At 65.0% G+C, this 18948-nt stretch carries 13 protein-coding genes; 7 read left to right on the forward strand and 6 right to left on the reverse strand.

Annotated features, from left to right (window positions below; genetic code table 11):
• Positions 1–7: 7 nt before the first annotated feature.
• A complete protein-coding gene (locus SADO_RS02775; protein WP_353109020.1) occupies positions 8–829 on the forward strand; it encodes an SDR family NAD(P)-dependent oxidoreductase in 822 nt (273 codons plus the stop codon).
• Between the two features lie 128 nt (positions 830–957).
• Here SADO_RS02775 and SADO_RS02780 read toward each other — a convergent pair whose 3' ends face one another.
• The 3 genes from SADO_RS02780 to SADO_RS02790 all read right to left on the reverse strand — a co-directional run bounded on the left by SADO_RS02780 (position 958) and on the right by SADO_RS02790 (position 6652).
• The gene (locus tag SADO_RS02780) at positions 958–2283 is read right to left on the reverse strand and encodes a PepSY-associated TM helix domain-containing protein (protein ID WP_353109021.1); all 1326 of its coding nucleotides are present in this window, start codon (positions 2281–2283) and stop codon (positions 958–960) included.
• Positions 2284–2354: 71 nt separating this feature from the next.
• Positions 2355–4670, reverse strand: a complete 2316-nt coding sequence (locus SADO_RS02785) for a TonB-dependent receptor (RefSeq protein ID WP_353109023.1) — start codon at positions 4668–4670, stop codon at positions 2355–2357.
• A 233-nt stretch (positions 4671–4903) separates the two neighbouring features.
• A complete protein-coding gene (locus SADO_RS02790; RefSeq protein ID WP_353109024.1) occupies positions 4904–6652 on the reverse strand; it encodes an acyl-CoA dehydrogenase in 1749 nt (582 codons plus the stop codon).
• Between the two features lie 464 nt (positions 6653–7116).
• Here SADO_RS02790 and SADO_RS02795 point away from each other — a divergent pair, with 464 nt between their 5' ends.
• The 5 genes from SADO_RS02795 to SADO_RS02815 are packed head-to-tail and all read left to right on the forward strand — an operon-like array spanning position 7117 to position 13141.
• On the forward strand, positions 7117–8091 hold the full coding sequence (locus SADO_RS02795; protein ID WP_353109025.1) for a lysylphosphatidylglycerol synthase transmembrane domain-containing protein: 975 nt from the start codon (positions 7117–7119) through the stop codon (positions 8089–8091).
• Positions 8088–9554, forward strand: coding sequence for a UbiA family prenyltransferase (locus tag SADO_RS02800; protein ID WP_353109027.1), 1467 nt, complete (start codon positions 8088–8090; stop codon positions 9552–9554). Before SADO_RS02795 ends, SADO_RS02800 begins: the two co-directional genes overlap by 4 nt.
• Positions 9555–9585: 31 nt before the next feature.
• Positions 9586–10905, forward strand: coding sequence for an FAD-binding oxidoreductase (locus SADO_RS02805; RefSeq protein ID WP_353109029.1), 1320 nt, complete (start codon positions 9586–9588; stop codon positions 10903–10905).
• Positions 10902–11639, forward strand: a complete 738-nt coding sequence (locus tag SADO_RS02810) for an SDR family oxidoreductase (RefSeq protein ID WP_353109031.1) — start codon at positions 10902–10904, stop codon at positions 11637–11639. Before SADO_RS02805 ends, SADO_RS02810 begins: the two co-directional genes overlap by 4 nt.
• Positions 11640–11647: 8 nt before the next feature.
• On the forward strand, positions 11648–13141 hold the full coding sequence (locus SADO_RS02815) for a hypothetical protein (protein ID WP_353109033.1): 1494 nt from the start codon (positions 11648–11650) through the stop codon (positions 13139–13141).
• Here the strand turns inward: SADO_RS02815 and SADO_RS02820 are convergent.
• The 3 genes from SADO_RS02820 to SADO_RS02830 are packed head-to-tail and all read right to left on the reverse strand — an operon-like array spanning position 13110 to position 17828.
• Positions 13110–14684, reverse strand: a complete 1575-nt coding sequence (locus tag SADO_RS02820) for an FGGY-family carbohydrate kinase (protein WP_353109035.1) — start codon at positions 14682–14684, stop codon at positions 13110–13112. The two genes, SADO_RS02815 and SADO_RS02820, sit on opposite strands and share 32 nt — an antisense overlap.
• Complete coding sequence (locus SADO_RS02825) at positions 14681–16231, reverse strand: glycerol-3-phosphate dehydrogenase/oxidase (RefSeq protein ID WP_353109037.1); 1551 nt, start codon at positions 16229–16231, stop codon at positions 14681–14683. The genes SADO_RS02820 and SADO_RS02825 overlap by 4 nt, the downstream gene beginning before the upstream one ends.
• Positions 16221–17828, reverse strand: coding sequence for an FAD-binding oxidoreductase (locus SADO_RS02830; RefSeq protein ID WP_353109038.1), 1608 nt, complete (start codon positions 17826–17828; stop codon positions 16221–16223). The genes SADO_RS02825 and SADO_RS02830 overlap by 11 nt, the downstream gene beginning before the upstream one ends.
• 152 nt (positions 17829–17980) lie before the next feature.
• Here SADO_RS02830 and SADO_RS02835 point away from each other — a divergent pair, with 152 nt between their 5' ends.
• Positions 17981–18946, forward strand: coding sequence for an AraC family transcriptional regulator (locus SADO_RS02835; protein ID WP_353109040.1), 966 nt, complete (start codon positions 17981–17983; stop codon positions 18944–18946).
• Positions 18947–18948: the final 2 nt, after the last annotated feature.

The following is an 18948-nucleotide window of genomic DNA, read 5'->3' on the forward strand; positions in this document are numbered from 1 at the left end:
ACAGCGCATGGCAACGAAGAAGACGATTCTCGTGACCGGCTCGACGGACGGTATCGGCCTGGAAACAGCGAAACTGCTGGTCTCGGCAGGCCACCACGTGTTGGTACACGGGCGAAATCCCGCGAAGCTGGCACAGGCCGCTGAAACGCTTTCTGCGATGGCCACCGCCGGCCGCGTTGAAAGTATCGTGGCGGATTTGTCGCGTATGGCCGACGTGGAAGCGTTCGCCCAGGCGCTCACAGAAAAACACTCGGCGCTCGATGTGCTGATCAACAATGCGGGCGTCTACAAAACGCCGGAACCCTTCACGCCGGACGGGCTCGATGTGCGGTTCGCGGTCAACACGATCGCCCCTTACTTGCTGACGCAGCGACTCCTGCCGCTGCTCGGACCGCAGGGGCGTGTGATCAACCTGTCCTCGGCGGCGCAATCGCCGGTTGATTCGAACGCGTTGCGCGGCGAAGGCCGGTTATCCGACAACGCCGCTTATGCGCAGAGCAAGCTGGCACTGACCATGTGGTCTCGCAGCCTGGCCTTGTCGCTCGAAGACAGCGGCCCGGCAATCATCGCCGTGAATCCCGGCTCGCTGCTGGGCACGAAAATGGTGAGCGAGGCTTTCGGTATGAATGGCGGCGACGTGCGACAAGGCGCAGACATACTGGTGCGCGCCGCGCTGGATGATGAATTCTCGACGGCTTCCGGAAAGTACTTCGACAACGACAAGGGCGCATTCGGCCGGCCCCATGACGACGCCCTCGACGAGGCGAAATCGCAAGCGATCATCCGCGCGATCGAAGCGATTCTGGCCGACCTGAACCTGTCCGTTTGAATGCCCGACTTCTTCGGCACGCATCGTTCTGCCGAAGAATGAAGAAAGGCAGCAAGGCGCAACGCTGATCCCAGGCGCCAGGCCGCACTTTCAAGGCCTCGGTCGCCGCACCTTCGTCATCTACGGCGCTAGCCGCGCGCAACGTTCCGTAACGACAGAAACCGCCGCGCACTTTTCCAGCGGCCAAGAAGCAGACGCTCGACCATCAGCACGCACGCGAGCGAGGCACCGAACAGCGGCACGAGCACGACCAGCGCCAGTACGGCGATAACCAGCATCACGCTGCGCGGCCGTCTTCCCTTGGGCTCCGGCGCGCCCAGCTGTTTCTGTGGTCGGCGCCGCAGCCACAACACGACGCTGGAGACAGAAAGCACCACCAGGCCGAGCAGCACGACCAGATTGAATAGCTGGTTCGCCAGACCCCAGAACGCGCCTTCGTGCAGCGCAATACCGTAGCCGACCGTGCGATCGATCCAGTGCCCGTCTGCGAAGTCCCTCCGGCCCATCACCCGCCCGGTCGTCGGGTCCATCTCCACGCTGCTGCGCTGTGGCCTATTGGCGGTCTGCGATTTCACCAGCCAGTAGCGCTTTCCGTCGGCCGGTGGGGAGATCTCGACAGGAGGCGCGAGGCCGAGCGTACCGGCTTTCGCGATCATGCGATCGATCCTGACCGATGAAGCCTTGCCGCTGGTGGGCGCTGAGCCGTCGGTCGCAAGGGCCGCACGCGCGCCCGTATCGAGGCGACTTCGCAGTTCGGCCTCGGCGGCGCTGCCACGCGACCACTCCTGGGAAACGGACGCGGTGCCGGTCAGGCTGCGCACGGCGTTGAAATAGCTGCCCCAGTTCTTGGCCCAGGGCAGCCCCGACAGAATCAGGATGATCGCGAACAGCGATACCCACACGCCGGTCACCGCATGCATGTCGCGCCAGAATATGCGCCCGCGCCGTTGCAACCGCGGGTAAAGCACGCCGGCCAGTCGGGTCGTCTGTCGCGGCCACCACAGAAACAGCCCTGTCAGCAGCATCACGATCGCCCAGCTGGCGGCCAGCTCGACCAGCATCGAGCCCCAGCGCCCCGCCAACAGCTCACCGTGCAGATGAAACACCAGGCGCAGGAAACGGCTTTGCTCCTCTACCTGCTTGAGAATAGCGCCGGTGGCCGGGTGCACGTACACACGCGTCTGCTGCGCGCCCTCGCCCACCAGTATCTGGCGGGCATCGTTGTCGGCCGCCGGCAATACATAGCGATGCAGCACGGACCCCGGCACCGCGCTCTGCGCGGCCGTAATGAGCGCCGATGGCGGCAACGGCTGCCGCTCGAGCGCCAGATCGTTGTATGGACGATCGATCAGTGCCTGGATCTGCGGCTTGAACAGATAGATGCCGCCGGTCACCGACAGCCACAGGATGAAGGGCACGGTGAACAGGCCGGCATAGAAATGCCAGCGCCACACCGTGCGATACCAGCGCTCGGTTCGTGGCGGCGTGTCCTCGCGGCCGGCGTCGGTCGGGTTGACGGTAGCGATCAGAAGTCTCCGCGATAGCGCAGCCCGGCAACGAAGGTACGGCCCGGGTAGGGATGAAACACGAACGCCTTTTCGTTGAAGACGTTGTCGACGCCGAAGTCGAGATCCACAGAATCCAGATGCACCGTGGCCTTCATGTCCACGAAGTGGAACGAGGAGACACAGAAGTACGTCTCGCAGCGCGAGCTGCTGTCGTTCTCAAGGTTGCGCTCCGGCGTGCTCTGGTAGCGGAAATGGGTTGCGAGATCGAGTTTCGGCGAGACTGCGTAGCGCGCCGAGACATTGGCCCGCCACTCGGGCACCCGCGGAAAGCGGTTGCCTTTGAGCTCGGGGTTGAGCGCGTTCTCGCTGATCTTCGTATCGTTCCAGGACAGGTTGGCATCGAGGCCGAGTCCGGGGATGAACACGTCGTTTGCGGCCACGATGAGGTCGGCGCCCCAGCTTTCCACTTCGTCGATATTGGTGACCAGCGACTGGGTTGTCGGATCCCCCGACGCGGCATCCGGCACGATCAGCGACTGCGAGAACAGCGTGTCTTTAACCATCTGGCGATAGCCGGACAGCGTGACCGCGACATTGCCGAAGCGACGGGTACCGGTGAGCTGTAGATCCACACCCCGCTCCGGTTCGAGATCCGGGTTGAAGCCGTTGAGGTCCAGCGTGCCCACGTTGGGGCCGAACGCGATCAGGTCCGCCTGATAAAGCTCACCGATCGTCGGAAAGCGTGTCGCCTTGGCCGCCGAGAACACGATTTCGGTATCGGCGTCGGGTGTGAATGTCAGAGCGGCCTTCGGCGACCAGGCATCACGGCGGCGGGTCGGATACGTCACGTCGTTGTCGTCGTCGACTAGGAAGCCGTCGCTCGCACGCCACTGCTCGTAACGCAGCCCCAGCGTCAGCGTGAAACGCTCGGCCAGCGCCCAGGCATCCTCGACGAATGCGCCGAGCAGCCGCGTCTCACCGCCGGACGCATTGCGACCGGACAGGTTGGTGGCCGCAAGAAAGTCGTCGGTCGTACGGGTACGGCTGCTGCCCTTGTAGTTGCGATAGGACAGGCCCGTTGCGATCGCATGATCGCCGAACCCGCGCTCGCCGGTGACGCCGGCATTGTTCCAGCTGGAATCGTTGTCGGTGACCAGTCCGGTTCGCGGGATGATGCCGGTGTCGATGTCCGCGGCGTCGGACTGGCGCGCGCGATCGTCGAGTGTTTCGAAGCGGCTGACGGTGATATCCGTATCCCAGCCGGCCAGCCGCCCGGCCAGGCCCACGCCTGCCAGCAGCTCTGTCGATTCCGAGGTGTAGCGCTGCACACCCGAGATACCCACGAAGGTCGAATCGCCGGCGCCGTCGACGAGGAAACTCTCCGGGTTGAGCCGTTCTTCCTGGTCGATGAGTAGCGCGCCGAGACCACGCAGGCGCCAGTTGTCGTCCAGCCCGATCTCGCCGCGCAGGCGGAACTGGTCTTCGGTGGAATCGACCACCGAATCCTGGGCCGCGATACGCAGGGGAAACCCGAGCTCGTTGTCCACCGTGGCCTGATCAGCGAACGGCGATCCGGAGGCAGCGGTACGCCACTGCTGCGGCTGGCCCTCGTTGCTGAAATGCCGATACGCCAGCGCCACGCCGCCGTCATCGCCCACCGGCGTTTCGATCTGTGTATCGACCGCATAGCCGAGCAGATCCTCGCTGGTGTCGTAGTAGTCGTAGTCCTGCGCGAAGCTCTGGACGTTGACTCGCAGCTTGCGCTCGGTGATGTCGCGCGTTTCCAGCCGCAACACGCCGCCCAGCGAGTTGCCGGCATAACGCGCCGACGTCGGCCCGTAGATGATTTCGGCGCGGCCAATATCGCTGGGGCCCAACACGGCCCATTTGGGCGCGGTGTCGAAGCCCGCGCCGAGGAAGTCGGAAATCAGAAAACCGTCGACGGTTACCAGCGCGCGCGGCGTCTGCGTGGTGTGCGTGTTGCGAAAGGACAGCGTCGAGTTGGCGTCGCCGATATAGCGTTTGCGCACGATCAGGTTCGGCGCATAGCGGATCGCGTCCTCGGTGTTGATCGTGTTGGTGGCCTCGATCTGCTCGGCTTCGATCGCGACGCCGAGCGCCGGGGTCTCTAGGCTTTCCAGCCCATTCGCCGCGCCCGCTTCGGCGTTGACGGTCAGCCCCGGCAACGCCACCACGCTGTCGTCGCCCGTGGTATTGCGCTGACTTTCGGCGCCGGTCGAGGTCTGGGCAGCGACGCCAAGCGGGCTCAGGCACAGCACGGCCGAGGCGGCCCATTGGGCGGTGGACCACGGCTTGTGGTTGCGTGGGGGCATGACGGCTCCGATTGATCACGAAATACCGGCGTAAAAAGCCAGCCAGATCAGAAGCCTAAATAGCGCGTCGCCCCCGCGGAATGTGACAAATTGTCGCGCCTGCACAGGACCCGCCTCGGGGTACCCCATGCACGCTGCAGCGCCCCGCCCGGATTGCCAGGCGAGGAAACGCTGCGATCTGCGTTACAGCGAGGCCGCGTCAGGGCGCGACGCGGCCTCTACTTCTTCTACGCTCAGAGATGGCGTGCCGCGTCCACGGTATCGACCGCGTCCGGACCGCCGGCCACCATCGCGGCGTACCCCTGCGCCTTCGGCAGGATCTGGCGGATATAGAAACGCGCACAGGCCTGACGGGCTTCGTAGAAGTCCGTCTCGTCGGTGTCGTTGGCCAGCGCGGCCTTGGCGACGTCCGAGATCCGTGCGGCATACCAGCCGCCGAAGACGGTGCCGCAAAGCATGAGGTAGTTGAAGGCGTTGGCCATAGCAGCATCGCGGCCGGCTTCGAGCAGCGTGTCGGTGGCCTGTTCGAGCAGATCGAGCGCATCAGACAACGCCGGGTGTGCGTTGGCGCCTTCTGCGCTGCCGTCGGCGGTGGCACGGATATCCGCGATCAGCGCGCGCATGCCGCGACCCTCGTCGCGAATCAGCTTGCGACCGACCAGGTCGATGGCCTGAATGCCGTTGGTGCCTTCATAGATCGGCGCGATACGCGAATCGCGCAGATACTGGGCCGCGCCGGTCTCCTCAACAAAGCCCATGCCGCCATGTACCTGGATACCGGTATTGGCGATGTCCACGCCCAGTTCCGTGCCCCAGGCCTTGACCACCGGGATGAGCACGTCGGCGCGTGCCTGGGCGGCGGCGCGGTCTTCTTGGTTGTCGCTGCGCTCGGCGACATCCATGGCGGCAGCCGAATCCAGGCACAGCGCGCGCAGCACGTCGGTCTGGCTGCGCATCGTCAGGAGCATGCGCTTGACGTCGGCATGCTCGACAATGGCGCGTCCGCCCTGCTGGCGCTCGCGGGCATAGTCCAGCGCGTGCTGGTAAGCGCGATCGGCAATGCCGAGGCCCTGCAGGCCCATGGCATGACGGGCCGCGTTCATCATCGTGAACATGTGCGCGAGGCCCTTGTTCTCCTCGCCGACGAGATAGCCGAGCGCGCCCTTGCCGCTCTCGCCGAAGCTCATGGTGCAGGTCGGGCAGGCATGGATGCCGAGCTTGTGCTCGATCGAGGCACAGGCGAGGTCGTTGCGCTCACCGGGGTTGCCGTCGGCGTCGAGAATGAATTTCGGCACCAGGAACAATGAAATGCCCTTCACGCCCGCGGGCGCGTCCGGCAAGCGCGCGAGCACGAAGTGGATGATGTTATCCGCCATGTCGTGCTCGCCCCAGGTGATATAGATCTTCTGGCCGAACAGGCGATAGGCGTCGCCATCGGGCTCGGCCTTGGTCCGCACCTGGGCGAGATCGGAGCCGGCCTGCGGCTCGGTAAGATCCATGCACCCGGTCCACTCACCGGTGACGAGCTTGTCGAGATAGGTCTGCTTGAGCGAATCGCTGCCGTGATTCTCGAGCGCTTCGACCGCGCTGGCGGTAAGCACCGGACACAACGCGAAAGACATGTTGGCGGCGTTCCACATTTCGGTGGCCACCGCGCCGAGCACGCGTGGCATGCCCATGCCGCCGTGATCGGCCGAGCCGGTCAGGCCGTTCCAGCCGCCTTCGACAAACTGCTGATAGGCCGAGCCGAACCCCTGCGCAGGCGTGATGCCCTCGGCCGACCACTTCACGCCCTCGGCGTCGCCGCTGCGGTTGAGCGGCGACAGCACCTCGCCGGCAAAACGCCCCGCTTCATCCAGCACCGCGGAAACGGTGTCGGGATCGTAGTCGTCATAGCCCGGCAGGCTGCGGATTCGATCCGCGTCCAGCACTTCGTTGAGCATGAACAGCATGTCGCGGGTGGGCGCTCGATATTCGGCCATGTTTGTTCTCGTCTATTGAAACGAACGAAGCGGCACAGGCGCGCCGCCGGATACGCCGGTCATGGTATGGGAAAGCGCCATTACTGACAGCCCGTAGGTTCACGACCGAACGACCATCGACCTGCGGAACCCTCGGCGGCGCACATCTGTCTTGGCATGGTGCCCGATACCGCGACGGACCCGACACTCGGTAACCCGAATTGCCGGGCGGATCGGCCTGCCAGACGCGACTGGCCCTGTCGACACCGGGCCTGCGTACATTCCCGACTTGATCCACGCTATGGCGTTTGCGATAAGCTAAACGTATTCGAACACTTTGTTCGAGGCACGACGACTGGGGGTTCTTGAGCGGACGCGCGCGAGCGAAACGCGTCCCGACCGCGCGCCGGCTTGCGGCTGCGGTCTGTCGGAAACGAATCACCACGACTGCCGCCTTTTCGGCGTCATAGCAATGAGGCCGTGTCTTGCCGCGCATACGAACGATCGTCTTTTCTCTAGCCCTGGCACTACTGCTGTACGCCACCCTGGTGGCCGGCATCGACGCCGAGCGCACGCTTGCCGCCATGCGCAAGCTGGATATGCGCTGGTGGCTGGCGATTCTGGCGTTGTCACTGTTCAACTACGGGCTGCGCTTCATACGCTGGCACGGTTATCTGCGCTGGCTCGGTGATCGCGTCGGACTCTGGCGCGACGGGCTCATCTATATCGCCGGCTTCGCACTGACCACGACACCCGGCAAGGCCGGCGAAGGCATGCGCTCATTCTATCTGGCCCGCCACGGCGTGCCTTATGCGCATAGCCTTGCCGCCTTCTTTGCCGAGCGCTTCATTGACCTGCTGTCGATCGCCTTGCTGTCGATGCTGGTTCTGATCGCCTTCTCGAACTATGTGTGGTGGGTAGTCGCACCGCTGGCCGCACTCGCCGGCCTGCTGATCGCGATCCGCCAACGGCGCTTGCTGGAGCATATGCAGCGCCGAACCGCCAATCCCCACGGCAAGATTCAGACCCTGCTCTACGGACTGGTCTCGGCCTGGAATCAGGCCTTTGCCCTGCTCGGCCGACGCCCGCTGTATGCCGGGCTCGGCGTTGGCCTGGTGGCCTGGGCGGCCGAAGGCGTGTCGCTATACGTGATCGCCCACGGGCTGGATATCGAGCTGGCCTTGACCACCGCCATCGGGATCTACGCAGTAAGCATGCTCGTCGGCGCACTGTCGTTCATTCCCGGCGGTCTCGGCAGTACCGAGGCGGTGATGGTCCTGCTGCTCAAGCTGTCCGGCGTGGATGCCACCACCGCGCTGGCGATGACGCTGATCGCACGGGTGGCCACGCTCTGGTTTGCCGTCGTGCTCGGACTGATTTCGCTGGCCGCGATCGAACTCGATCGGCGCCGCGCGGTCTCGGCTACCAATCGCAACGTTTCGAACAGGAATCCCGGATGAGTTCTCAGGCTACGCCCTCGCCCAAGTCCGCCGGCACAACGGATATCGCCGCGATACCACTGGTCGTCGATATCGACGGCACGCTGGTACATTCCGACCTACTCGTGGAATCGGCCTTCGTGCTGGCCAAGAGCTCGCCGCAGAGCTTGATCCGATTACCGATATGGTTGCGCGCCGGCAAGGCCACGCTCAAGGCCGAAATCGCGCAGCGCGCGGACCTGGGTATCGAGCAGCTGCCCTACAACCGGCCGCTGATCGAATACCTGCACGAAGAAAAGGCCAAGGGCCGCCGGTTGATTCTGGCGACTGCAGCGAACGAGAAATACGCCCACCAGGTCGCCGAACATCTGCAGCTGTTCGATACCGTGCTCGCCAGTGATGGCCAGACCAACCTGGCAGGAGACGAGAAACTCGCCGCCATCCGTGCCGAAGTCGGCGACAGACCGTTCGACTACGCGGGCGATCACGAAGTGGACAACGCGATCTGGCGCCACGCCCGCAAGGCGGTTCTGGTCAATGCCAGCGACAAGCTCGAACGCAGCGCGAACGAATCCTTCGACGTGGGCGCCAGCTTTCCGCCGGAGAAAACCGACTGGCGGATCTGGACCAAGGCCCTACGCGTGCACCAGTGGGCCAAGAACGCGCTGATCTTCGTGCCGCTGCTGGCCGCCCATCAGTACGCCGATTTCGGGATGATCATGGCTGCGGTGCTGGCCTTCGTCGCCTACAGCCTGCTGGCGTCGAGCGTGTATATCCTCAACGACCTGGTCGATCTCGGCGACGACCGTCAGCATCCGCGCAAATGCGAGCGCCCCTTCGCGTCCGGTCGGATACCGATCCTGCAGGGGGTTATCGCCATTCCCATACTGCTCGGCGCGGCGGTGGTGATCGCAGCTTTCCTGCCGCCGTTCTTCTGGGCGGTACTGCTCGGCTATTACGCGCTTACGCTGGCCTATTCCCTCGGTCTCAAGCAGATCGCGCTTATCGACGTGCTCACGCTGGCCGCGCTCTACACCCTGCGCATCATCGCGGGCGGCGCGGCCACCGGCATTCCGCTGTCGTTCTGGCTGCTGGCGCTGTCGATGTCGATCTTCCTCAGCCTCGCGATGGCCAAGCGCTGCACCGAACTGCTGGTGATGAAAGAACACAGCGGCGATGCACCGCTCGGGCGCGGCTATATTGCGTCGGACCTGCCGCCGCTGCGCAGCCTCGGCACCGCCGCCGGCTATACCGCGGTCGTTATCCTAGCGCTGTATATCAACAGCCCGGACATCACCAACCAGTACGAGCATCCGGCACGAATCTGGGTGCTCTGCCCGGTGGTGCTGTATTGGATCAGCCGGATCTGGCTGAAAACGCTGCGCGGCCAGATGCACGACGACCCGATCGTGTTCGCGGCCAAGGACAACGGCAGCCGGATCTGTGTCTTGCTGGGCGCGCTGATCATGTTCATGGCGCTCTGATCGAGTTGCCCGCGATCGTTAGACTTCTGCCATGAGCGCATCGAATTACCCGTCCTGGGGCCGCTACCCGGCGAGCCAGCCGGCGGCCGTGCAACGCCCCGCAGCACGGCCCGCTGCGCTGCCCGCCTCGAGCACGCCGATGCTCGCCTATGGCAATGGGCGCAGCTATGGCGACAGCTGCCTGAACAACGACGGCCTGCTCATCGACATCGGCGGCCTGGATCGATTTATTTCCTTTGATCCGGCGACCGGCATTCTTGAATGCGAATCCGGCGTACTGCTGACCGACATCCTCGAACTGGTGGTACCGCAGGGCTGGTTCCTGCCGGTCACGCCGGGCACCCAGTTCGTATCGGTCGGCGGCGCAATCGCCAACGACGTGCACGGCAAGAATCATCATGGGGCCGGCACCTTCGGCCGGCATGTGCGTTCGCTGGACCTGCTGCGTTCGGACGGTACGGCGCTGACCTGCACGCCGAACGACAACGCCGAATGGTTCGCGGCCACGGTCGGCGGCCTGGGGCTGACCGGGCTGGTCACCAAGGCCACGATCGCGCTCAAGCGCATCGAAGGCCCGTTCATGGATGTCGACACGCTTCGCTTCCGCAATCTGGACGAGTTCTTTGCCATCTCGGCGGCTTCGGATAGCGACTACGAATACACCGTGGCATGGGTGGATTGCACCGCCCGCGGCGGCAAGCTCGGGCGCGGCTGGTTCATGCGTGCCAATCACAAGCCGGCGCTCGGTCAACAGCCGGATCCGCGCAAACGCGGCGGGCCGACGTTTCCGTTTGTCACGCCGATCTCGATGATCAACGGTGCCACGCTACGGCCGCTGAATACGCTGTACTTCCATCGCAAGCGCCAGCCGTGCAGTCGAGACACACAGCATTTCCAGCCATATTTCTATCCGCTGGACGGCATCAAGCACTGGAACCGGGCCTACGGGCCAAAAGGCTTTCTGCAGTATCAGTGCGTGGTGCCGCACGCCGATGCGCGCGCGTCGATCGCCGAGTTGCTCGAGCGCATCGCCGCGGCCGGCGCCGGCTCGTTTCTGTCGGTGCTCAAGGTGTTCGGCGATGTGGAATCGCCGGGGCTGATGTCGTTCCCGCGGCCCGGCGTGACGCTGGCGCTGGATTTCCCCAATCGGGGTCGCCAGACTTTCACCCTGCTCGACCGGTTGGACGACGTCGTGCGGGCCGCCGGTGGTGCGGTCTATCCCGCCAAGGACGCGCGTATGGGCGCGGCCGCATTCAAACAGTATTTCCCGGCCACCGAACGCTTCAAGGCATTCGTCGACCCCGCCTTTTCCTCGGATTTCTGGCGGCGGGTGACAGGAGAGGATTCATGAGAAAGGTTCTGATCGTCGGCGCCACGTCGACCATCGCCGAACAGGCCGCTCGCCGGTTCGCCGCCGCCGGTGACTCGCTGTTTCTGACCGGCCGCAACGAAGAGCGCCTGGCCGCGATCACGGACGATCTGCAGGTGCGCGGCGCGCCCACGGTCGCCGCACGCGTGATGGACGCCGACGACCTGTCCGCCCACGGCGCTACGATCGATGCCGCCGAAGCCGCACTCGGCGGACTGGATACGGTACTGGTCGCCTACGGCACCCTGCCGGATCAAACCGCCTGCGCGGCCGACCCGGCCACGGCTGTCGCCGCCTGGCATACCAACGCCGTGAGCGTGGTCGCGCTGCTTACCGATATCGCCAACCGTTTCGAACGCCAGGGCCACGGCACGATCGCCGCGATCTCGTCGGTCGCCGGCGATCGTGGGCGTGCGAGCAACTATGTCTATGGCAGCGCCAAGGCGGGACTGAATGCGTTCATGGACGGCCTGCGCCATCGCCTGTTCAAGGCGGGCGTAAAAGTCGTGACGATCCGCCCCGGCATGGTCGACACGCCGATGACCGCCGACTTCGACAAAGGCCCGCTGTTCGCCAGCCCGGAAAAAGTCGGCGCGGACATCCACTCAGCGATCGAGAAAGGCACGGCCGTGTGCTACACGCCCGGCTTCTGGCGGCTGATCATGACCATCATCACCGCCCTGCCGCGGGCGATCTTTCATCGCACCGGCCTGTGAACCGAACCATGAAAAAAGACGGGCTCGTTTATCCGCAACCCCGGCCGGCGCTCTGGCTGGTGGGTTTCTACGTGCTCTCGCGGCTGTGTTTCTTCGCTGCCGGCGTGCGCTTCGACCTGGCGCCAATCGACACATCCTGGCAGATACTCGACCCGGTGCTGCTGCGCGAAAACCTGCTGGAAAGCCTGTTCTACATGCCTGGCCAGCCGCCGCTGTACAACCTCGTACTCGGCGCGGTGCTCAAGATCAGCGACGACCCGCTGGTACTCGCCACGCTGTTTCGCTGCTTCTACGGCGCGCTGGCCATCGCGAGCGTACTGCTGCTCTATAGCCTGATCCGCAAGCTCACCGGCAGTCTGTGGCTCGCCTTCGGCGTGGCGCTGGTGTTTATGCTCACGCCGGCGCTCGTGCTCTACGAAGCGATCCCCTACTACACGCTGATGATCCTGGCGCTGCTGGGCGTTATTGCCTGGCTGTTCCATCTTTGCATGGAGCGTTTCACCTTCGGCCGCGCGTTCGCCATGTTCCTGGCCATGGCGGCACTGATCTACACGCGCTCCATGTTCCAGTGGCAGTGGTTCGTGGTGCTGGCCATATTCTGCGCGCTGGTACTGCCCGGCTATCGCAAGGCGGTACTGGGCGCGGCCATCGTGCCGCTGGCAATCGTGTTCGCGCTCTATGGCAAGAACCTGATGGTGACCGGCCATTTCGCCACCTCGGACTGGATGGGCATGAGCCTGTCCAAGCTCACCACGCTGGCCATCGACAAGGATGAGCGCCAGCGTATGGCCGACAGCGGCCTGATTTCCGAGATGTCTTTGATGGATTTCCCCTTCAACACGCCCGAGGAATACGCGGAATTCTTCGACGCCGTCGAGCCGACCGGCATCACCGTGCTCGATCAAAAGCGCAAATCCACCGGCCACGTGAACTACAACCATCTCGCGTATGCGGACGTTTCCGAACAGGCGCTCGAGGACGCGATCGCCGCGGTGCGAGTCCGTCCCGATATCTATCTGCAGTCCATGGGCACGGCCTGGCTGATGTTCCTTCGCCCGGCCAGCGACTACCCGTTCCTGCATGAAAACCGCCAGGCGATCGACCCCTACAGCCGCGCGTTTTCACTACTGCTCGCCGGCCAGCCGGAATATCCGGAAAAGCCCGGTTTCGATCTCGAGATGGGCCAGATCGGCGTGATGGTCGCGATCGGCTATACCTTGAGCGTGCTCTATGGCCTGTTCCTGCTGATCAAGTTCGCGATTCGCCGCGAGGTCAGCGCTACCGATGCCACGCTGATCTTCCTGTGGCTGAACATCATGTACGTGAGCGTGATCGGCAACGCTTTCGAGGTGGACGAAAACCAGCGCTTTCGCTTCTCGGTGAACCCGTTCATCGCCGCCACGCTGTCGGTCATGGCTTGGCGCCTGCTCAACTGGTCGCGGCGCGGCGAGCTCGACATGCGGCCACGGCCTATGCGCGAGCGTGCCCCGTCGGATCGATGATGGCTCGAATGCGCTCGAAGGTGGGCTTGAGGTCACCGTAGAGCGCGCCGAACACCTCGGTATAGAAGCGTTCGTAAGTCGCCACGGCTTCGGGCCGGGGCTCGAAGCGCGCACCGGAGTGGACCATGGCCCGCGCCGCCACACGGTGATCGGCATACCAGCCCAGCCCCACAGCCGCGTTGATAGCGGCCCCCAGCCCACTGGTCTCGTGGGTATGGCTGCGCTCGGCGGGCAGATCGAACACGTCGGCCAGAATCTGCATGGCCTGATCGGACTGCGAACCGCCGCCGGACACCCGTAGCCGTGTGATCGGTGTTTTCGTACGCTTCTCGATACGCTCTCGGCCCTCGCGTAGCGCGTAGGCCAGACCTTCCAGAATCGCGCGATACACATGGGCGCGGGTATGCGTATCGGTGAAACCCACCATGGCCCCACGCGCCTCCGGCCCCGGCACACGCACGCCGGGCGACCAGGTCGGCAATATCAGCAGACCGTCGCTGCCCGGTGCGATCGGCGCGATGCGCTCGTCCAGCAACGCCTCGGCCGCACGCTGTTCGCGCGCCGCGGCATCGACCGTATCAACAGCGAATTCCTGCTTGAACCAGGATACAAGCCAGAACCCGCGATAGATCTGGATCTCGTCGGTGAAGGCGCCCGGCATCGCTGCCGGATAGGCCGGTACGAAGCGGGTGACTTCGCGATAGGCATCACGGCAGGTATTGATCGTCGCAGTCGTACCCAGCGACACACAGGCTGTCTCGGGCGTGATTGCGCCGGAGCCGAGCACCTCGCAGGCCTTGTCGGCGCCAGCGCTGAACAGCGGCAGGCCGGCGCTCAGGCCCAGCGCTTTGGCGGCCGCGGCGTCGAGCGTGCCGAGCGTCTGGCCAGGTTCGACAAGCTCCGGAAGATGGTCGCGCTCGATCTCAATTGCCCGCCATTTCCAGTCGCCCTTCTTTGCCCATTGCCGGCGCTTGTAATCGAATGGCAGATAGCCGACCTGCGCACTGACGCTATCGCGCCAGGCGCCGGTCAGACGCTGCACGAGATAGCCCGAAAGCAGCAGCGCGTAGCGCATGCGCCTGTGCTGATCCGGCGCATGGGCCGCACGCCAGTTCGCCGGCGATAGACGTTGAAAGGTATCGATAGTGGACGCCAGACCTAGCGCGCCGAAAATACCGCGCCATAACGTAGGCAGCCGCGGCACGCGAGCCGCGTGGCGCTGATCGAGCCACGAGATAGCACGGCCGACCGGTTCGCCGTTGTCGTCCACGAACACGCTCGTCGCCCGCTGGGTGGTCAAGGCCATGCCCGCGATACGTTCGGCTAGCGCCGGGTCTGCAGCCCAAAGCTTCTGAGAGGCCGCAGCGATCGCCTCCCAGAACACGGCCGGGTCCTGCTCGGCATGGCCAGGCTGCGGCGCGTGATAAGGCGGCTCGATCGGCACCTGGGCGCGCGCGCAGAGCGTACCGACGTCATCAAAGACGAGCGCCCGCACGCTCTGCGTGCCGACATCGATCGCGAGCAGGCGGTCCGACGTACTCATGCGGGCGCGTGCACGGCCTGCCAATGGGCGAGATAGCGCTCGACCTCGCGGTCCCACTGCGCACTGTTCCAGCCGAGTGCATCACGAACCAGCGGTTCGATCAGCGGCAGTTGGTGCAGCCCGCCTTTGCAGAGCAACAGTCCTGCCCGGGTCCGACGCAGCATCAGGTCATCGAGATGCGCGACCGCCTCGTGCGTCAGCGCAAAGCGCAGTTCGCGCAGGCAGTAGTCCGTCGTGCCCAGACGCGTCGCGTCGCTCTGTCCCGCCGGCATGCCGGCATAGGCCGGACCATGGCGCACGCCGCGAGCAACTTCGAGGCTGGTGTGAGCGCTAGCCGTGCCAGCGTGGACGATCGGCGCTTTGGTATTGAGCGTGAACCGGCGGCCCAGCGCGTCGGCCACCCGTTCCAACACCTCGTGGGCGGTGACACGAAAGGTGGTGAGCTTGCCGCCGGTGACGGTGATCAATCCCTTCTCCACATCAATCGCCGATTCACGCGACTCCTCGGACGCCGACGCGCCCGGCTCGCCGCGTACCACGGGGCGCACGCCGGCGAACGCCGAGAACGCGTCGGCCGCACACAGGTCGCGTGACGGGAAATAATGCCGCGCCGCGGCGATCAGGTAGTCGGACTCGGCCGCACTCATGCGCGATGGCTCGTCCATGGGCTGTTCGTGGTCAAGGTCGGTCGTGCCGAACACCGTCGCGCCCTGCCAGGGAATCGCGAACAACGGTCGGCGATCGTCGGGATGAAACAGCGTGATCGCGCGTGCGACCGGCAGCGCATGGAAAGGAAAAACGAAATGCGAACCGCGCAAGGGGCGCAGCTGTGGTCGTCCGTCGACGCGCTCGCGTAGCTTGTCGCTCCACGGCCCGGTTGCATTGACTACGCTGGACGCTTGGATCGTAAAAGCGTCTCCGGTTTCGCTGTCGGTAACCCGGGCGCCGACGACTTTGTCGTTGTCGAAAATGAATTCATCGGCGCGGACATAGTTCGCGGCCAGCGCGCCATATTCATGTGCTTCGATGAGCACGCGCAGGGTCAGGCCGACGTCGTCGGTCACCGCGTCGCGATAGACGAAACCGCCCTTGAGGTCTCCGCTGTTGAGATACGGCATGTGGGTGCCGAAAGTCGACGGCTTCATGTAATGCGAGTAACGCTTGCCGGCCATCAGGTCGTACATGCCCAGTGCGGCGCCCAGCGCCCAGCGGCCGGGTTTGTCGTGGGCATAGACCGGCAGCATGAAATCCAGCGGCTCGACGAGCCCGGGCAGGTCGCGCATCAAGCGCTGACGTTCGTGTACCGACTCGCGGGTCAGCCGCCAGTCACCGCTGGCCAGATAACGCAGCCCACCGTGGACTAGCTTGGACGACCAGCTCGACGTGCCCGAGGCAAAGTCGTTCTGTTCCACCAGCGCGACCCGCAGGCCCGCACGCGCAGCTTCCAGCGCAATGCCGGCGCCGGAGATGCCGCCGCCGATGATCAGCACATCGAAATGCGTCTCGGCCGCCGCCTTGAAGCGTGACCGCCAGCCTTCAGTCCACATGCGAATCCTTGAACAACTTGTGTGGGTTCATCATGCCGTGCGGATCGAGCTCGGCAAGCGCAGCCCGGATCAGGGCGATACCCGTTTCGCTCTTCTCTGCGGCCAGGTACGGCGCATGGTCTGCGCCCACGCCGTGCTGGTGGCTGATGGTGCCCCCATGGGCAACGATCGCCTCGCTGACCGCCTGCTTGAGCGCGCGCCAGCGGCCGATGTCGGTGGCGTAATCCGCGCCGCGACGCCAGATCACCGTCATGTACACGCTGCAGCCGGCATCGTAGACATGCGACAGATGGGCGAAGGCGATGGCGCGTTCATCGAAGGTATCGAGGGCGATATGCGCGGCCTGCTGCATGGCCGTCATGGTGGCGGTGGCACGCGACCAGGGCACAGCGGTTTCCATGGTGTCGACCGCGAAACCGGCATCCCACAAGCCGTTACGCAGATAGGCGCCGGCAAAACGGTTCTTGGCCCAGATCCGCCCCATGGCCGCACCCACGTGCACACCGCCGGCGCGCCGCGTAGTCGCGAGGGCATCAGCCTTGATGCGGTACACCTGTTTCCGGCTACCGGTGGCCCCGAACATCATCATGGCCGGCCGATCGCCCAACCCGCGAACACCGAGATAGCGTCGCAACCACGCGATGGCGGACTCGTGGCCCGCGATACGCAGCTGGGTATCCGTCTCCACTTCGTTGGAGACACGCAGCATGGAAACCGGCACCTCGGCGTGGGTGATCGCGCGCGCCGCTTCGAGTGCCGCATTCCAGTCGGCGAAGAACACCGCATGGAAGGATTCCCGCTCCGCCACCCGCGTCACGTGCACCGCGGCTTCCGTGACGATGCCAAGTCTTCCTTCGCTGCCCAGCACCAGCTCGCGCAGGTCCGGCCCCGCCGACGAGGCGATCTGGCCGCCCACCTCGAAATCGCGGGCCGCGCAGGCCAGCCGCGCGCCATGGAACAGCTGTTCGATTCGGCCATAGCGGCGCGACTGCTGGCCAGCCGAGCGCGTGACGACCCAGCCGCCGAGCGTGGAATAGTCGAACGATTGCGGATAGTGGCCCAGCACGAAACCGTGCGCGCGCAGCTGCGCCTCCACCACCGGGCCGGCGGCCCCGGCGCCCAGCCGCGCGATGTGGTTATGCGTATCGAGATCGAGCAAGCGTGCATTGCGGCTCGTATCCACGCTGACCACCGGCCGGCCGTCATCGATCACCTTCAGATGCCCGACCACGCTGGTGCCGCCGCCATAGGGAATCACCACCGCCTCGGCCGCGCGGGCGGCATCGATCACGGCACGGGTTTCGTCGTGGGTCGCCGGCGTGGCGACGGCGTCCGGAAACGGGCCGACGTGACCATGGCGCAGCGCCGCCCAGTCGGCGAAGCTCTGGCCGTGGGCATGGCGCAGACGCGCTTCAGCAGACGTATCGAAACCGGCGATCGCGCCGAGTCGGGACTCGGGCACCTGCGCGCAGGCACTGTCGAGACTGGCATCGCTGCCGACCTCACCGCGACCGAGGCGCGATTCCAGAAACGCGCGCGCGCTGTCCGGTACCGGCTTGTCGAAAGTGTCGTCGCCCCAGCCGTTCCATCGCCGCATCGTGTCGTGCCTGTGGTGTTTGATCGAAGAACGCGGTCGAGGCTAAACAATGGCCACGTCAAAAAAATTGACTTCACGCGCAGATTGATCGGCAATAGCGTGATCAACCCTTTCGCCTCCAGCCGATGCCCGAAGCGACCGTTGCCGTTTCCATGCTCCGTGCGCTGCTCGCCTATCTCGGCACGCAGGACCTCGATACGGACGCACTCGCTCGAGCGTCCGGGCTGAATCGCGAGGTGTTGGCGCATCCCGAGCGCACGGTCGATGCCAGCCACTACGAACGCCTCATGCAGGCCGGTATCGTCGCCCTGCACAACCCGCTGCTCGGCCTCGAATTCGGTATGGCAGCCCAACCGGATCGCTGGGGCACGCTGGGCTTTTTACTGCGCCACTGCGCGACGCTCGGCGAGGTGCTGTCCTATCAGGCACGTTTCGCGCATCTAGTGAACGCCGTCGGCGAAGGGCGTTTCGTCGAACACGAGCACCACGTCGCGCTCGAATGGCACAGCGCGGGTTCGCAGATGCCGGCACTGGTGGAGGAAGCCTTCGGCGCCTGGGTGCGCTTTGCCCGTTGGGCCAGTGGGCGGGAGGAATCGCCGACATTGGTGGAATTTTCGCACCGGGCCCAGGGTGATCCGGCGCTCTACGAAGCGTTCTTTGACTGCCCGGTCGTGTTCTGCGCCCCGGCCTGTCGCCTGTGTTTCGACCCCGCCCTGCTCGACGTGGCCCTGCGCACGCCCGACGCCCAACTCGCCGCCCATCTGAGCGACCGGGTCGAAGCGCGCGCCCGGGCGGCTGGCGATCGCGATGTCCATATCCGACTCAAGGCTTGGCTCATGCAAACCATCGGCAACACCACGCCCGAACTCGGCCGCGCCGCCCAAGCGCTGGGCTTGGGCGAACGCGTTCTCCAGCAGCGCCTGCAGACCGGCGGCACCACCTTTCGCCGCTGTGTCGACGAAGCGCGGCACGAACTTGCGCTACGCCACCTGCGTGACAGCAGACTATCGATTGGCGATGTCAGTCACCGGCTCGGCTATTCCGAGCAAAGCGTGTTCCAACGCGCATTCCGGCGCTGGCAGGGGCAGACCCCGCTGGCCTGGCGGCGGCAGCACTAGAC

Source organism: Salinisphaera dokdonensis CL-ES53 (assembly GCF_040361215.1).
In the GTDB taxonomy this organism is placed as follows: domain Bacteria; phylum Pseudomonadota; class Gammaproteobacteria; order Nevskiales; family Salinisphaeraceae; genus Salinisphaera; species Salinisphaera dokdonensis.

Coding starts and splice junctions, on each gene's coding strand:
- SADO_RS02775 (WP_353109020.1), top strand. CDS start 8: ATGGCAACGAAGAAGACGATTCTCGTGACCGGCTCGACGGACGGTATC.
- SADO_RS02785 (WP_353109023.1), bottom strand. CDS start 4,670: ATGCCCCCACGCAACCACAAGCCGTGGTCCACCGCCCAATGGGCCGCC.
- SADO_RS02790 (WP_353109024.1), bottom strand. CDS start 6,652: ATGGCCGAATATCGAGCGCCCACCCGCGACATGCTGTTCATGCTCAAC.
- SADO_RS02800 (WP_353109027.1), top strand. CDS start 8,088: ATGAGTTCTCAGGCTACGCCCTCGCCCAAGTCCGCCGGCACAACGGAT.
- SADO_RS02805 (WP_353109029.1), top strand. CDS start 9,586: ATGAGCGCATCGAATTACCCGTCCTGGGGCCGCTACCCGGCGAGCCAG.
- SADO_RS02810 (WP_353109031.1), top strand. CDS start 10,902: ATGAGAAAGGTTCTGATCGTCGGCGCCACGTCGACCATCGCCGAACAG.
- SADO_RS02815 (WP_353109033.1), top strand. CDS start 11,648: ATGAAAAAAGACGGGCTCGTTTATCCGCAACCCCGGCCGGCGCTCTGG.
- SADO_RS02820 (WP_353109035.1), bottom strand. CDS start 14,684: ATGAGTACGTCGGACCGCCTGCTCGCGATCGATGTCGGCACGCAGAGC.
- SADO_RS02825 (WP_353109037.1), bottom strand. CDS start 16,231: ATGTGGACTGAAGGCTGGCGGTCACGCTTCAAGGCGGCGGCCGAGACG.
- SADO_RS02830 (WP_353109038.1), bottom strand. CDS start 17,828: ATGCGGCGATGGAACGGCTGGGGCGACGACACTTTCGACAAGCCGGTA.
- SADO_RS02835 (WP_353109040.1), top strand. CDS start 17,981: ATGCTCCGTGCGCTGCTCGCCTATCTCGGCACGCAGGACCTCGATACG.